The sequence below is a fragment of the Spirosoma arcticum genome, assembly GCF_054779955.1.
In genome coordinates, this window is sequence record NZ_BAAGXG010000009.1 from 175,749 (window position 1) to 191,393 (window position 15,645).

Annotated in this window: 14 protein-coding genes; 1 reads left to right on the forward strand and 13 read right to left on the reverse strand. The window is 54.1% G+C overall.

Annotated elements, in window-relative coordinates; translation table 11 throughout:
• Positions 1 to 6 precede the first annotated feature (6 nt).
• The 5 genes from ACYVHB_RS20910 to ACYVHB_RS20930 all read right to left on the reverse strand — a co-directional run bounded on the left by ACYVHB_RS20910 (position 7) and on the right by ACYVHB_RS20930 (position 7,383).
• Positions 7 to 3,204, reverse strand: coding sequence for a PAS domain S-box protein (locus tag ACYVHB_RS20910; protein WP_461053736.1), 3,198 nt, complete (start codon positions 3,202 to 3,204; stop codon positions 7 to 9).
• A gap of 165 nt (positions 3,205 to 3,369) precedes the next feature.
• The gene (locus ACYVHB_RS20915; protein ID WP_461053737.1) at positions 3,370 to 3,864 is read right to left on the reverse strand and encodes a DUF4126 family protein; all 495 of its coding nucleotides are present in this window, start codon (positions 3,862 to 3,864) and stop codon (positions 3,370 to 3,372) included.
• A gap of 17 nt (positions 3,865 to 3,881) precedes the next feature.
• The gene (locus ACYVHB_RS20920) at positions 3,882 to 4,970 is read right to left on the reverse strand and encodes an NAD(P)-dependent alcohol dehydrogenase (protein ID WP_461053738.1); all 1,089 of its coding nucleotides are present in this window, start codon (positions 4,968 to 4,970) and stop codon (positions 3,882 to 3,884) included.
• Positions 4,971 to 5,018: 48 nt separating this feature from the next.
• Positions 5,019 to 6,068, reverse strand: a complete 1,050-nt coding sequence (locus ACYVHB_RS20925) for an SDR family NAD(P)-dependent oxidoreductase (protein WP_461053739.1) — start codon at positions 6,066 to 6,068, stop codon at positions 5,019 to 5,021.
• A 157-nt stretch (positions 6,069 to 6,225) separates the two neighbouring features.
• A complete protein-coding gene (locus ACYVHB_RS20930; protein WP_461053740.1) occupies positions 6,226 to 7,383 on the reverse strand; it encodes a zinc-dependent alcohol dehydrogenase in 1,158 nt (385 codons plus the stop codon).
• Between the two features lie 296 nt (positions 7,384 to 7,679).
• Here ACYVHB_RS20930 and ACYVHB_RS20935 point away from each other — a divergent pair, with 296 nt between their 5' ends.
• Positions 7,680 to 9,035, forward strand: coding sequence for a dihydrolipoyl dehydrogenase family protein (locus ACYVHB_RS20935; protein ID WP_461053741.1), 1,356 nt, complete (start codon positions 7,680 to 7,682; stop codon positions 9,033 to 9,035).
• Positions 9,036 to 9,039: 4 nt separating this feature from the next.
• On the opposite strand, the gene ACYVHB_RS20940 is transcribed toward ACYVHB_RS20935, so the two are convergent.
• From ACYVHB_RS20940 to ACYVHB_RS20975, 8 genes are all read right to left on the reverse strand, one after another.
• Complete coding sequence (locus tag ACYVHB_RS20940) at positions 9,040 to 9,468, reverse strand: OsmC family protein (RefSeq protein ID WP_461053742.1); 429 nt, start codon at positions 9,466 to 9,468, stop codon at positions 9,040 to 9,042.
• Positions 9,469 to 9,577: 109 nt separating this feature from the next.
• Positions 9,578 to 10,216, reverse strand: coding sequence for an orotate phosphoribosyltransferase (gene pyrE / locus ACYVHB_RS20945; protein ID WP_461053743.1), 639 nt, complete (start codon positions 10,214 to 10,216; stop codon positions 9,578 to 9,580).
• A 94-nt stretch (positions 10,217 to 10,310) separates the two neighbouring features.
• A complete protein-coding gene (locus tag ACYVHB_RS20950) occupies positions 10,311 to 11,609 on the reverse strand; it encodes a hemolysin family protein (RefSeq protein WP_461053744.1) in 1,299 nt (432 codons plus the stop codon).
• Between the two features lie 117 nt (positions 11,610 to 11,726).
• Positions 11,727 to 11,981: a hypothetical protein gene (locus tag ACYVHB_RS20955; protein ID WP_461053745.1), complete on the reverse strand. Its 255-nt coding sequence runs from the start codon at positions 11,979 to 11,981 to the stop codon at positions 11,727 to 11,729.
• A 100-nt stretch (positions 11,982 to 12,081) separates the two neighbouring features.
• Positions 12,082 to 14,745 (reverse strand): cytochrome c biogenesis protein CcsA, encoded by a 2,664-nt coding sequence (ccsA, locus tag ACYVHB_RS20960; protein WP_461053746.1) that lies wholly within the window; start codon positions 14,743 to 14,745, stop codon positions 12,082 to 12,084.
• Positions 14,742 to 15,011 (reverse strand): ParE family toxin-like protein, encoded by a 270-nt coding sequence (locus ACYVHB_RS20965; RefSeq protein ID WP_461053747.1) that lies wholly within the window; start codon positions 15,009 to 15,011, stop codon positions 14,742 to 14,744. Before ACYVHB_RS20965 ends, ccsA begins: the two co-directional genes overlap by 4 nt.
• Positions 15,008 to 15,205, reverse strand: a complete 198-nt coding sequence (locus tag ACYVHB_RS20970; protein ID WP_461053748.1) for a hypothetical protein — start codon at positions 15,203 to 15,205, stop codon at positions 15,008 to 15,010. The genes ACYVHB_RS20965 and ACYVHB_RS20970 overlap by 4 nt, the downstream gene beginning before the upstream one ends.
• Positions 15,202 to 15,642 carry a cytochrome c maturation protein CcmE domain-containing protein gene (locus ACYVHB_RS20975; protein ID WP_461053749.1) on the reverse strand — a complete coding sequence of 147 codons (441 nt, stop codon included), beginning with the start codon at positions 15,640 to 15,642 and terminating at the stop codon, positions 15,202 to 15,204. Before ACYVHB_RS20975 ends, ACYVHB_RS20970 begins: the two co-directional genes overlap by 4 nt.
• Positions 15,643 to 15,645: the final 3 nt, after the last annotated feature.

Sequence of the window (15,645 nt, forward strand, 5' to 3'; positions counted from 1 at the left end):
GCCTGCTTACTCCAGAACGGGAAGATACACACTGAATGTAGCACCCTGACCGGGCTGGCTCGTGGCAGTAATAGCTCCACCGTGGTTAGCGGCCACTTTTTCGCAGATGGCTAAACCAATGCCCGTACCAGCGTACTGGTTTCGGCCGTGCAGTCGCTGGAAAACCTGAAAAATGCGGTCTACGTATTTGTCATCGAAGCCAATGCCGTCGTCAGACACCTCAATACGGTAATACGCTACGGCCATCCTCGCTGGTCTGACGGTAGGGGGCAGGTCCGCAACGGCTACTGTTTGGGCGGTGATCTGAATGGTTGGGGTCGTGTTGGGCCGACGAAATTTCAGGGCGTTGCTCAGCAGGTTCTGGAAAAGCTGACCCAATTGGGAGTCATCGCCCTGCACCGTTGGCAGTGGCTCAACGGTTACGCGGGCGCCGGTTTCGGTAAGGCCTACGTCCAGGTCGCTCAGCACACCGTCAACAACCGTGGTTAGTGAAACCGGGCTTGTGGCGTCCTGCTGCGTCGAAATCCGCGAAAACAGTAGCAGGTCTTTAATCAGAACCGACATCCGGCTGGCGGCCGACTGCATCCGCTGAAGGTGATCAATTCCTTCGGCTAACTGGTTGCCATACTGCGATTTAAGTAGATCGCCGAAGGACTGAATTTTGCGCAGGGGTTCCTGTAGGTCGTGGCTGGCGACGTAGGCAAACTGCTGCAGGTTCTGATTGGAACGCTGCAAATCCTGAACCGACGCCTGCAATTGCCGGGTGCGCAGTTGCACCTGTTGTTCCAGTTCGGCCGCGAGGGTTCGAAGGCGGGCTTCGCTGGCTTCTAATTTTTGCCGGGACTGCACCTGCTCCGTTACATCAACGGCCGTTTCCAGAATCGCATACACCTCACCTGTGACATTGCGCAACGGTTTAAAGGTGTAATCAAAATAGTACGTGTCCAGAACGCCATCAACGATCAGATCGGCGCGGTCGGCCTTTGCTTCGTAGGTGTCTCCCGATGTAAACAGGGTATCGAGCGTTGACAAAAAATGTTGCCCCCGTAGTTCCGGCAACGCCTGATGGAGCGGCTGGCCAATAACCGACCGGCCTTTGCCCCAAACGGCAATCATGGCTTCGTTGGCGATATCAATACGCAGGTCGCGGCCCACAAAGAGGCAGGTGGCTACGGGGGCTTCTTCGATCAGGGCGCGGAACTTGGCTTCACTGTCAACCAGTTGCTGGCGGGCGACTGTCTGTTCGTGCACATCGATCACCGTGCCAATCATACCTTCGTAGTTGCCATTCGCGCTAAACCGGGGGCTGGCCTTGTCGATGGACCAGCGGTAAGAGCCATCTTTCTGGCGTAGTCGATACAGGGCGTTGAACGACGTTTGCCGTTCGTTGGCCTCAAGAAATAGTCGTCCGGCCTCTTCCATATCATCCGGGTGGGTGGCGTTGAGCCAGCCGAAACCTTCGGCCTCTTCTTTGGTCTGTCCGGTATACTCGTACCATTGTTTGTTGAGGTAGCTGCAACTGCCGTCGGCTTCGGTGATCCAGATCATGGCCGGTACGGTATCGGTAAGCTGGCGGAAGTAAGTCTCACTCTCCTGTAGCTTTTGCCGCGCAACTACCTGCTCCGTTACGTCAGTAGCCAACACCATCACGCCGGTAACCGCGCCTTTCACATCGCGTGAGGGGGTGTAAACGAAGTCGAAATAAACGTCGTCTAACTGGCCGTGCCGATTTAGTCTGGCTGGTACACCATTGCCGGAAAAAAGCTCGCCGGTGTCATAAACGCCTTCCAGCAGTTCAACGAATCCCTGCCCCTGTAGTTCCGGTAATGCGTCGACCAGCCGCCGTCCGATTATGGATAGGTCTTTGCCCCAGACGTCAAAGAGTTTAGCATTACCCGTTTCGATGACCATATCGCGACTCTTGAGCAAACCAATGGCCATGGGTGCCTGCTCAACAATACTGCGAAAGCGGGCTTCGCTGGTTTCTAACTCCCGCCTTGTCATCACTTCGCTGGTTACATCGATGGCCATCTCCATAATCGCGTAGACTTCATCGTTGGCATTGCGCAGGGGCTTGAAGGTGTAGTCGAAATAATAAGTGCCCAACGCTCCATTGACAACCAGATCGGCGCGACCCGCCTTTGTTTCGTGCGTTCTGCCTGTTGTAAATAATTCGTCAAGTAATGGCAGGAAGTGCTGACTTTTCAGTTCAGGCAGGGCGTCGGCGAGGGGCTGGCCAATAACCGACCCGCCTTTGCCCCAAATGTCGATCATGGCTTCATTGGCCAACTCGATGCGCATGTCCCGGCCAACGAACAGGCAGGTCGCTACGGGCGCTTCTTCGATCAGGGAACGGAGTTTGATTTCGCTGGCTTCGATCTGCTGCCGCGCTTCTACTTCCTGGGTGATGTCGCGGAACGATAAGACGACACCGTCATCGAGCTTGGCCACGACCGTAACGTATTGGTTATTAAAACCCTCACTGGTATAATGGCGTTCTTTCTCAACGAGCCTGCCCGTTTGAACAACCGCAACAAAGTCGTCGAACAGGCCCGCCTGCCGATAGCCTGAGTGGACGACTGAATAGCGCTGCCCAATTAGGTCGGTGCGGTTGTTGATCTGTTCGGTAACCCGGTTCACCAGCCGGTACTCGAAGTCAATGATTTCTTCCTGCTCATTTCGCACACTGGTAAGCACACTGATGCCCGCCATAGCTGAGTCGAGCACCGACTGTAGCAACTCGGTCGTCGTTTGCTGCTGCTGCCTGGCATTGGCGTCGGCCTGTTGCCGGGATAGCACGTCCGGCGTCACATCCTGCGCAATACCCGAAAGTTGGTATGCCCCGCCCTGCTCATCGAAATACGCCCTCCCTTGGCAACGTAACCAGCGTGGTTGCCCGTCTGTAGTGGTGGCGGGTCGAAAGTCAATGGTGTACTGACCACCGGATTCTATGGTCAACGCCCGTTGAATTGCTTCATCCACCCGCTGCCGATCATCGGGATGCACGTGGGTCAACACCTGGCTGTACGGCGCAACGTCGTTTTGAGCAGTGCCGAAGAGGGACTGACAGCGCTCGTCCCAATAAACCAACTGGTGGATCGGGTCCAGTTCCCAGGTGCCGATGTCGGCGGCTTGCAGGGCAAACAGTAGCCGTTCGTTGGTAGAGGTTGTATCGTTTGGTAGGTGCTTGTAGGCGTCCGGCATGTAGTCCTGTCTTGTTTTAAGCGGGTAAATATAGGCAAAGCACCGCTATTGCAGAGACACGCCTGTACCCGAAAAGCCGCGTTCTGAACAAACAGACGCGGCTTTTTAAGAGCATTGACTCGAATGAATCCGTCGTTATTAGTAGACGGCTACTGCGCCCTGTGTTCAGGCAGGCTGCTGCGCCGGTTGAATGCTATTGGCAATGGCCCAGCCTGCGCCAACGCAAAGAATATCTTCGGCCAGCGCAACGAGGGGATCGGGTAAACCGACGCCGTAATGGAGCCACTGCCGCAGATTAAAAAACGCCAGCGTACCGACTACAGCGCCAACACCACCGGCAATGGACCCGACCAGAATAGACTGTCCTTCGACCTCGCTCAGAACTGCTCCGCAACTGCCCCCCGACACAACGCGGCCACCGAACTGGAAGGGAACTGTGCGGTTGGGTACGCCGGGAAGTTTATCGGTTAAAATCTCCGTACCTGCCAACACCTCCAGCGCGAGGGCTACCGGCGGCTGCGCCATGTAGTGAATGGGCTTCGTCGGTTCTTTGACGGGCAGGGTGCGGACTAATTTGCGGCTCAACAGGGCGGGGCCTGCTAAAGCCCGCATGCCAATCACTATTCCAAGGCCGAACGCCTTTGCATACGTATCAAGCATAACGTTGTTGAATTATGTTAGTTTTCGTCTTTGAGCGTTTGCATGTCGATTACAAACCGGAATTGGACGTCTTCATTCAGCATCCGCTTGTATGCTTTGTTGATGTCCTGCATGGCAATCATCTCCACCTCAGGCGCAATTGAATGCGCAGCGCAAAAGTCCAGCACCTCCTGGGTTTCGGCGATGCTGCCAATGAGTGAACCCGATACCGTGCGCCGGTGCATGGCCACTTCCATGTTGTCGGTTGCGCTTTTGAACGGTCCTATAACACCCACCGCCACAAATGCCCCGTCGCGCTTGAGCAACTGAATATACGGATTGAGGTCATACTTGTCGGGGATGGTGTTTAGCACCAGATCGAACGTCAGCTCGTGGTCCTTCATCGCCTTCTTATCGGTCGAGATAATGACCTCGTGCGCGCCCAATGCTTCGGCGATTGCCCGCTTTTCTTCGGTGTGGGTGATAACGGTTACGTTGGCCCCCATTGCTTTGGCTATTTGAACGCCCATGTGCCCCAGTCCACCCAAACCCACCACGGCTACCTTGTCGCCGGGTTTGGTGTTCCAATGCTTAAGGGGAGAATACGTCGTTACGCCCGCGCACAGAATCGGCGCAGCCGCTTTGATGTCGAGCGCGTCGGGAATGCGCAGTACAAACGACTCTTTAACGACAATACCCGTCGAATACCCGCCAAAGGTGTTGTAGCCGCTGCCATCGGGTTTCATGTACCCGTTGTAGGTCGCCGTCCAGCTTACCGGCCCTTCGCAGTAGTTCTCTACCCCGTCCTGACAGGAGTGGCACTGACCGCACGAATCAATCATGCACCCAACGCCAACTACGTCGCCCACGCTGAATTTAGTGACGTCACTGCCGACCTGCGTTACCTTACCAACAATTTCGTGGCCGGGTACGCACGGGTAAACGGTGTTGTTCCAGTCGTTGCGCACTTGGTGTACGTCGGAGTGGCAGACGCCACAGTACAAAACATCAATCTGAACTTCGTCCGGCTTAGGTTCATTCCGCTCGATGTCCATGCGGGACAAACTACTGAGCGAGTCAATCAGGGACGCCTTAGCGCCGTAGGCTTTTGTCTTAGTTGCTTCCATAACGTTTAGTTTGTTGTTTGTGGGGTAGACCTTCACCCCACAAACGAATTATGCCAGTGCGTCTTCAACGGTTGATTTGGCGTCGCTGTACGCGCTTTTTACTGAATCGCTAACGGAAGCCAGAGCGTTTTTTGCTGATCGTTTCGCCCTTCCGGCTTTGTAGCGGTATCGTGCCTTGTCGTAGGCGCTAACGCTTGGCACAACCGACGAGCTATTACGCGATAGTAACCATATCCCAGCCACCGCCACCGCTACTCCAATGATAATAGCCGTTGTTTGCTTCTGTTTTTCGGCGGCTTCATCTTTTGGCATCATGTCGCTGCGGCCCTTAGCGGCAATTAGGGGATCGGGCAGCAAGTGGGCCAGTCCTACCTTGATTTTGTTCATGAAGCCCGCCACCACGTGATCGTCACCGGCCATTAGCGCGTCATAACCCGCTTTGGCCACCGAAGCCGGATCGGCTGTTTTGTTGGGGTCGGCTCCCTTGACGTGCTCAGCACCGGCCGTTTTAAAGAAATTGGTATTGGTGGCTCCCGGCATGAGCACCGTGATCGTGACCTTCGAGCCATTGCCTTTCAACTCGCTGCGAATTGACTCGGCGAACGACTTGATAAACGCTTTGGTAGCGCCGTAAACGGCCATCATTGGGCTGGGCGCAACCGATACTTCCGAACCGAGCATCAGAATTTTGCCGTCGTTGCGGGCCACCATATCCTTCAGGTACAACTTCGTCAGGTGCATGAGCGACGTAGCGTTGCCCTGCACAATGGCCAATTCGCGCTGAAGGTTGGTTTCACTCGCAAACTGGCCGTATTCACCTTCGCCAGCGTCATTTACCAGCACGTCGATGGTCGTTCCGCTCGTTTGCGCGTAGATTTCTTCCGGTGCACTGGGATCAGACAGGTTTTTGGTAATAAGGGTTGCCTGCGTACCGTACTGATTCTTAAGGTTATAAGCTAATTGACTCATGCCCTGTTCGTCTCGGTCAACCAGAATCAAGTTATAGCCGTCTTTGGCAAACAGCCGGGTGAGTTCACTGCCAATGCCGCTGGCCGCGCCCGTAATGAGGGCCGTTTTACTATTGGGTTGAGTTTCCATCGTTGAGAAATTCGATTTTATTGGTTGGTAATTAATTGGTAATCAGCAGAAAATCATAATGTGTGGACAGAGACTGGATACTTGGTTCGTCCATGATTTATACTTGTCAATGAGGGTTAGATTTCGCTCGTCACCGGTTCCTTCTGTTCAACTACCATCAGGGTTTGAGCACTACTTTGGTGCAGTCATCTTCTTTTTTCTTGAATATGTCATAGGCCCGCGACGTCTCCGTAAGTGGCAGCACGTGCGACACGATGTCGTCGAGCACCACCTTACCCTGCACAACGAGATCCAGCAGATGATCGATGTTTTTGTGCACAAAGGATTGGCCCATGCGCATCGTCACGCCTTTGTCGAACATCCGGCCAATCGGGAAGTTGTCGAACGGAGTGCCATAAACACCCACTACCGTCACAACCCCACCCCGGCGCACGGCCCGGAAGCACGTCTCCAGCACACTGATTGAGCCTTTTTCGAGGTTAATAACCGCTTTTGCCCGGTCCAGAACAGATCGGTCAGCCTCCATACCTACAGCGTCGACGCAAACGTCGGGGCCGCGCCCTTCGGTCATGCCCCGGAGCGTTTCGACAATGTCCACATCGTTCGGATTGAGCGTCTCTACCTTGTTGACCCGCTTGGCGCGTTCTAGCCGGTAGTTGACCGTGTCGATAGCAATAACGCGTCCGGCTCCCTGTAGCCAGGCCGATTTTTGCGCCATCAGCCCCACCGGCCCCGACCCAAAAATGGCGACCGTTTCGCCCCCCTTCAGTTCGGCCCATTCGATGGAACTCCAGCCAGTAGGGAAAATATCGGATAAAAACAGAACCTCTTCGTCCTTCAGTTGCTCCGGCACGTGCCGCAGGCCATAGTCGGCGTAGGGCACCCGCACGGCTTCGGCCTGCCCGCCATTGTAGCCGCCGTAGAGGTCGGAGTAGCCGAAGAGTGCCCCGCCTTTTTCGCTGAGCAGCCCGCCGTCCGGTCCGTAGGCTTCTTTGTTGGAGTTTTCGCAGTGCATCTGAAAGTTATGCTCGCAGAAGTAGCACTTGCCGCAGGAGATGGTAAACGGTACGACCACCCGGTCACCTTTTTTGAGGTTTGTTACGCCGGAACCAACGTCCTCCACGATACCCATAAACTCGTGGCCGAGCACCTCCGGGCGAAGCTGGGGGAGAAAACCATTGTAAATGTGCAGGTCGGAACCGCAGATAGCCGTGGATGTAATGCGAATGATGGCGTCGCGGGAATCTTCAATTTTGGGGTCATCAACGTGTTCGTAACGGATGTCGCCCACTTTGTGAAATACGGCTGCTTTCATATGAAGGGTATACAGAAAATAGATAATGCTCTGTGCGCTGGCACAGTGTACCGCTTGTAACGGTCACGGTCCTGATTGGTTTAGTTTACTAAGTAAATGGACCAATTAGACTTTATGGGGTGAAACGGATGCCCACTGCCTGTACACCCGGCGGCTGGCGCATTGACGTTTTCATAAGTACCTGACAGGTAGCATTTAGTAGGCGGTAATGAGACTTATTTAACCTGAACAAAGCGCTTTTTTAGCCGCTAACCCAGTTTGTCGGTTATACAGACTAAATCTTCGCTACACGATCTATGCCCGCTCACTCATTCGACCTTATCGTTATCGGCACGGGTTCGGCCGGGAAAACCGTTGCCGAAGCCGCCCGGGAAGCCGGTAAGTCCGTCGCTATTATTGATAAACAGCCATTTGGCGGTACCTGCTCCCAGCGCGGCTGCGACCCGAAAAAAGTGCTGGCCGGAGCCGCTGAGATCATTGCCCGTTCGGCGCAGATGACCGGGAAAGGAATTGACGGGGCCTTAACCATCAACTGGCCGGATCTGATGGCGTTCAAGAAAACGTTTACCGACCCAATTCCAGAACGCACGGAGGTGAAGTTTACCGACGAAGGCATCGTCCAGTTTCACGGCGTGGCCTCGTTTGTAGACACCAACACGGTGCGCGTGGTTGATGACGAACTACGCGCCACCCACATCGTTATTGCTACCGGACAGCGACCACAACCCCTGAACATTCCCGGCGAGGAGTTGCTCATCGACAGCACCGGGTTTCTGGAACTACCCCAATTGCCCAAACAACTCATTATGGTGGGTGGCGGGTACATCGCCTTCGAGTTTGCGCACATTGCCGCCCGCGCCGGGGCAATGGTGACCATTATCCACAAGGGCAAACGGCCGTTGGAGGGGTTCGACGCCGACGTGGTTGGCTTGTTGGTGAAAGCGATGGAGTCGATTGGCATTCGGTTCGTGCTGGAAGCGGCCGTATCGGCCATTGAGGGGCAGCCGGGTAACCTGACCGTTTGCTACAATCAGCAGCAGAAAGAACATTCGGTTACGACAAACCTCGTTGTTCACGCGGCTGGCCGGGTGGCTGATGTGGCTGAGTTAGGGCTGGAGAAAGCCCGTGTTGAGGTGAGCAAAAAAGGGGTTGTGGTGAACGAGTACCTGCAAAGCGTATCGAACCCGGCGGTGTACGCCTGCGGAGACGTGGCCGACAAAGGCTTGCCGCTAACGCCGATGGCTGGCTACGAGGGTGGTATCGTGAGCGGGAATATTCTGAAGGGCAATCACAAAACGTTCGCCGATGCGCCGGTGCCGACAACCGTTTTTACTGTGCCGCCTTTGGCCTCCGTTGGCCTGACCGAAGAGCAGGCGAAACAACAGGGACGCCGGGTGAAAGTGACCTTAAAAGAAACAACCGACTGGTACAGCTCCCGGCGCATGAACGAGCCAACGTCGGGCTTCAAAACGCTGATTGACGAAGAAACCGGGCAAATTGTGGGCGCACACCTGCTGGGATCAGGTAGCGACGAAGTGATTAACCTGTTTGCCTTAGCCATGAAGCACCAGATTCCGGCGAACGCACTGGGTGATATGCACTTCGCGTATCCGACACATACCTCCGATATGAAGTATATGCTGCCGGAGTGAGACGTTAGTCAGCGGATGGCTGTTGGTTGGTCATTTCATTTTCAATCAGCGTTGTCTCAAAATCTATGGGGTTCTGCAACGCCCGATGGATGGGACAGCGGTCGGCCATTTCCAGCAGTCGCGCCCGCTGATCGTCGTCCAGGTCACCGTTCAGAATCAGCTTCATCGTAAATAGTGAACGCTTGGTTGCTGGATCGCTGGTATAATCAACGTGCGCCACGACGGAGTCAAGCGGCCAGCCCTTGCGGTCGGCGTACATGCGCAGGGTAATGACGGTGCAGGCTGCCAGCGACCCTGCCAGCAACTCACCCGGCCGCATACCCCGGTCTTGCCCACCTACGTCGTTGGGCTCATCAACAACCACAACCTGCGACTCAGTCGACAAGTGCGTTTCATACGGTGTTCGTTCAATACGGGCGGTGATGAGGGCCATGTTAGTTAGTTTGTGGTTTGAGGGTTTGTGGTTCGTAATTGGCTGACCGCACCGGCGGACCGGCGTAAGCTGGACGCGTCAGCCAACTACGCGAACCACAAACCCAAAACTACCTTCCCCATTCCGCCGGGTTTTGCCGCCAGGCCGACAGCGAGTCTATTGCATCAGTCGTTATGTAGTCGAGCGTTTGTGCTTCGGTCAGCAGGGCGTTGTAATTGCTCAGACAAATTAGCGGCACGTTTCTATCCCGGAAATTTTGGTCGGCTGCCGGAAAGCCGTAGGTAAAGATAGCGGCCATGCCCAGCACATCGGCCCCAGCCGCCCGGAGTGCGTCGACTACTTTTAGCGAACTGCCGCCGGTTGAGATCAGATCTTCAATCACCACCACGCGGGCACCCGTTTCCAACTCACCTTCAATTTGCTTGCCCATGCCGTGCGCCTTGGGTTCGGGCCGAACGTAGCAGTAGGGGAGGCCCAGCGCGTCGGCCACCAAGGCACCCTGCGGAATACCGGCCGTAGCCACTCCGGCAATGACCTCCACCGCAGGATAATGCTGACGGATGGCATCGGCCAGGGCATTTTTGATAAATGTGCGTACGTCGGGGTAAGCCAGCGTGACGCGGTTGTCGCAATAGATGGGTGATTTCCAGCCCGAACTCCAGGTGAAGGGTGCATCGGGTTGTAGCCGAACGGCCCGAGCCGACAGCAGATGCCGGGCAACGGTTTGTTGAATGGTACGTGGGTCCACAGTATGAGGTAGATAAAAATATATTTTCAGTTCCCAACGCTAAAGCGGTGGGCTGATAGCCGGTATCAGCCCACCGCTTTAGCGTTGGGAAACCTTAGTCCCGATTCAGTCGCACCTTTACCGTGTCGATTCGGGTGCCGTCCATCGACATGACGGTGAACGTAAACGGAGCAAACTCGATTACTTCGCCCACCTGGGGAATGTCTTCGTTCGTAGCCAGAATCAGTCCGCCAAGCGTGTCGTATCGGTTTGATGTCGATGTTCGGTCACCCTCCGGGATGTTCCAGCCGTACTTCTCGTTCAAATCGTCAATTTCGTGGCGGGCACTCAGCAGCCAGTTATTTTCGTCCAGTTGCCGCTCAACCCAGTCCTCATTGGTGTCATACTCATCCTGAATCTCTCCAAAAATTTGCTCTACCATATCCTCCACGCTGACAATGCCCGCCGTACCGCCAAACTCATCGACTACCAGAGCAAGACTCTTGCGTTCCGACAGAAACCGGAGCAGCAGATCCTGGGCGGGCATGGTTTCGGGAACGGTAATAATGGGAGTAATGATTTCTTCGACTGTGGCTGGTTTTTGAAAGAGCGCCAAGGCGTGACAGTACCCAATTACGTCGTCGATGGTGTCGCGGTACACCACAATTTTGGAGTGACCACTGTCCTGAAATGCCTGCCGCAACTCCTCAACCGTATCATCGACGGCAATGGCCGCAATTTCGGTGCGGGGGATCAGGCAGTCGCGCACCCGCACGTCGCGGAATTCGATGGCTTTGTTAAATATTCGCGTATCAACTTCTACATCTTCTTCCGTATTGGCTTTCTGATTCAGTTGCTGGAGGTAATGATTCAGGTCTGTCAGGCCGAAGACGGGCCGGATTTCCGGATTTTTCTTGCCCAGTCCGTACCGGATAAAGAACCGAGCCGTTCCCACCAGTACCCGAACAATGGGCGCAATAGCCTGATAGATAATCCATAACGGAATGGCTAACCATTCCAGAAACCGGTCGGGATGAATGAGCGCAAGACTTTTTGGCAAGTAATCGGCCAGGGGTAGAAAAATGACCGTCAGGATAATCGTTTCCAGCACAACGAGCAAAAACGGGCTGTCGTAGGCATCGGGAATAAGCGCCATCAGCAACGGATTCAGCACCGATACGCTCAGCACCACGTAGAGCACCAAAAAGAGCGTGTTGCCCGTTAGCGTGGTGCCAACGAAGAGAATCGGGTTTTTGAGAAACCCCGACACGAGTTTTTCGCCCAGTGGTCCTTGCTTGCTGTGGAGTTCAAAGTACAGCCGGTTCACCGACACGTAGGCCATCTCGACCGCCGAGAAAAAACCGGCCAGCACGAGGGCGAGTAGGGCACCGAAAAGTAACGCGTACGAATCCAAATGTGGTTAGTTGGTCAGTAAGTGACACAAAGCTAAGCGCCCGGGCGTCTTATCGCATCTTTTTAGATCGTTCCTCTGGTTCGAGTAGCTCATCGTTGAGATAATCCCGACTGCTATCTACTTTTTCCTCGCTGATTTCTTGCCTGATTCCGACGCTTTCTTACGGTCGTTCACTATTTGCTTAATCGTCGGGGAAACGGCTTTTTCGCGTTCGAGCCGCTTGGTACGAACGAACTGGAACGCCAGCAAAAACGCTAAGCACAGCATCAACAGCCAGTAGCTTTCAGCGAAGGTCGTGCGCTGTAGTTCGGCAATCCAGATGGTCAGGAAACCAGCCGCAGCCGCGAGAAGAAGGATTTCGGAGAGTTTCATAAGGCAATTTTTAAGTACGTAAGTGGTAGGTGTTTAAATAGCTGACGCGAAAGCAACACCCTCGCGTCAGCTATTTAAACACTTACCACTTACGTACTTCTTATACACCTTTCACCTTCATTTTGGCGAACTCGCGGTAGCGCCGGACGGTGGCAATCAGAAAGCCGAGCACAACAATGAGCGTACCGATCCAAAGCAGGTTGATGAGCGGCTTTTCCAGCGCCTTCATCACGATGTAGTCGCGCTGGGTCCGGTTGACGGCAAACGTGAACTTACCCGTCTGCGGATTGATTTCGTTCAGCTGAATCCGCACGCCCAACTCGTCGCTCGTTTCGGCCCGCCGACCCACCAAACGGTCTTTAATGATGAACGCCGGGCTAAGAATGTGTTCGCCGTTTTTGTCCAGCACCCGCACTCGTGCCCGCACAGCGGCATCGTTGGGGCCAATTTCCATGCCTTCAACCTCGTTCGTTCGTGCTACATCGTCCAGGATGGCGACGTAATCATTAAGGAAGAATGTGTCTTTAATGGCAACGGAGTACGTTTCTGTCTTTTCCCACTTGTCCTCTTCCGATGGGTTCGGTGCAGTAGCAATGTAGGTGTAAATATCACGGTCTACCGTGTGCCGACTATCGGGCGAGAGGACCACGCCCATACGCTCGTTAACCTGAATACGCGGGTACAGCGTGAAAATCTTGCCCGTTGGCTCGCGATACTCAACTGCATAATGGACATTCTCAGGATACATAGCCAGCGTATCACCTTTCTTGTAATACAGTTTGCCGTTTTGCTCAATGTCGCGCTGGGCAATGCCGTGAAAATCACCTTCGATCACCGTGACATCCTCACGCGGAACGTAACCAGGCACACCACGAATTTCTACGCGCTGGCCCCGGTAGGTAATCTGGTACTTGTCCATCCGCTCCGGCTGATTCAACCAAAGCAGTACATTTTCTTTATTTTCTTTATTGTCATTTTTGATGAAATCCTCCTGATTAGAAATCGCTATTCCGCTATTATTAAGCGAGACAACGCGCGAATACCCGGACGAGTACAAAATGCCAATCAGCATCAGGGCTAAGCCCATGTGCGCAATGGCCCCACCCGACAGCCGGTAGTTACCCCGGATGATGGACAGCAGAATCGTGCCGTTGGTCATCAGCGCAAAGACGGAAGCGACCATCAGGGCCATGTAAACCGGGTTTTTAATCCCGCCAAACGCAATTAGGGCCGCGCTGATTAGCAGCGTCAGGATGCCGGGCGTGATGAGCGCATCCCATTTTTTGTTCTCTAATTTGCGCCACCACATGTACTGACCAATACCCGTCAGCAACGCGATCACAACGAAAAACCAAACTTGAAATTTACTGTAATGCGCGGGCTGGTCGGCGGGTAGTGCAAGGTTCGAGACCTTACCGAACGCTTCCAGAATTTTGTTGTAAACGGGAATGGAAGTAGTAGCAATCACCTGAAAAGCCGACAGACACAGCACGACGGCACCGATAAATACCCAGAATTCTTTGGTATATACCGAGGCTTCGTCGGCGTCGCTTGGGATGTTTTTCCACTTGACAGCCGCCAGCACAATGGCCATGACCACAAACGCCAGTAAGTACAGTAATATTTGGCCCGACAGGCCCAGATCCGTGAACGAGTGGACCGATGCATTACCCAGAATACCACTACGCGCTAAAAACGTGGAGTAAAGAACCAGCAGAAACGTGGCGATGGTCAGAATAATCGCTGTTTTCAGGCCCGTTGACGAGCGTTTGGCAATTAGCATCGTGTGCGATGCGGCCACCATCACCAGCCACGGTACGTACACCGCGTTTTCGACGGGGTCCCAGTTCCAGTAGCCGCCAAAATTGAGCGTTTCGTAGGCCCAGTAGCCACCCATCATAATGCCGATGCCGAGGATCATGGCTCCAAATAGCGTCCAGGGCAGGGCGGGCCGAATCCATTCGAGGGGCTGGTTGCGCCATAGTCCGGCAATGCAATACGCAAACGGTACGAGTGTCAGGGCGAAACCAAAAAATAGCGTTGGCGGGTGAATGACCATCCAGTAGTTCTGGAGCAGGGGATTCAAGCCGTTTCCGTCCTTGGGCACGAACGTCGGATCAGCAGTGAAAATCGGCGCGTCGGGTATGGCTTCGGTCAGCAATAAAAACGGCGACGAACCAATCTTGAACGCTTCGCCAAAGACGACGCCTAAGATCATCGACGCCAGAAACGCCTGCACCAGCGCAAAAACGGTCATCATGGGCGCTTCCCATCGGGACCCAGCCGTGCGAATCAGAATGGCACCAACGACTGCGTTCCAGAACAGCCAGAGCAGAAACGAGCCTTCCTGCCCTTCCCAAAAGCAGGAGATCATGTACTGCACCGGCAACGCCAGCGACGAGTGACTCCACGCGTAATGGTACTCGAAATAATGGTTATAGATGATCCAGTACAAACTAACGGCGACACCCAGTACGGCTAAACCGTGCGTGTAGAACGCCCACCGCGCCAGCGTCCGCCAGTCATCTCTTTCGGGTTTCGACTGTTGAAAAGCCGCTTTCGGCGGGGTCTTTCGCTTTGTTGTCTTACCCCCAAAGCTCGACTCGCCCGCGTAGGCTAACTGCGGCTCTTCAATAGGAACGACCTGCGCGGTACTGCGTCGACCGAGGGCCGACAGAAAATAAGCGACCGTGGCCACCAGCGCCGTAACGAACGAGAGGATGACGAAAAAGTGGCCGAGTTGCCCGACTGTGGTATGTATCATTGGTTGATAATTCTATCGTATTCTGAGTGATGACCAATCCAGAACCAGGCAACGACGCCTTCTTCAGGTTCAATAGCCACGGCTCTGTAATGTTCGCCTACACGCACCGACCAAAACTGACTTTTCCTGCCTACCTTCTTAAAATGTAAGGATGGATGTAACGGGTCTTGCTTCAGTAACTCGTAATTCTTCTTTGCCAACTCCCTAACTGAATCCGGTAATTGATCGTGACGCTTCCAGAAACGCTCAAACGTTCTGTGCGTCATAGTGGTTTGGTTAAGCCTTGTTTGTACTCTTCAGTTAATTCCGCAATCAGATTGTCGAAATGGCCAGCATCTAAATCACTTTCAAGACGTTGCTCCCAATCCCGATTACGCTGTTCGAGTATCCAATCGGAGAGTTTCCAAAACTCGTCATAACTCAGTTGAGTAATAGCAGTTTCAATTTCTTGTATACTCATAGCTGTGCCGTTTTCGCTTCGTGTTCCGTTGTTTCCAACTTGCCGTCCTGGTATTTCGACGGGCACTTGAGCAGAATCTTGTTGCACTGGAAATGATCGCCCTGCATGGCCCCAACAACGACGACTTGCTCTGAACGGTCAAAATCTTGTGGCTTGGGGCTGTTGTACACCACTTTCTGCGCCTGCTTGTCATTGTCGACGAGCGTAAACTCAAAGTGGTTTGGGTCGATGGCCGGGTTGTAAAGCATGTCCGTAATGCGGCCCTGCGCGTCTTTCTGTACCTTGCCAACAACGTGAATCAGCTTGTCATCGCCGTCTTTAGCGAGTTCGCTCGCCTGCCGGAACGTTACGTACGAACTGGCGTCGCCCGCCGTGGCAACGATGATGCCGATGGCCAGCGCAATGACAACGATACCGAGAATGTGAGAGAGTTTCATAGC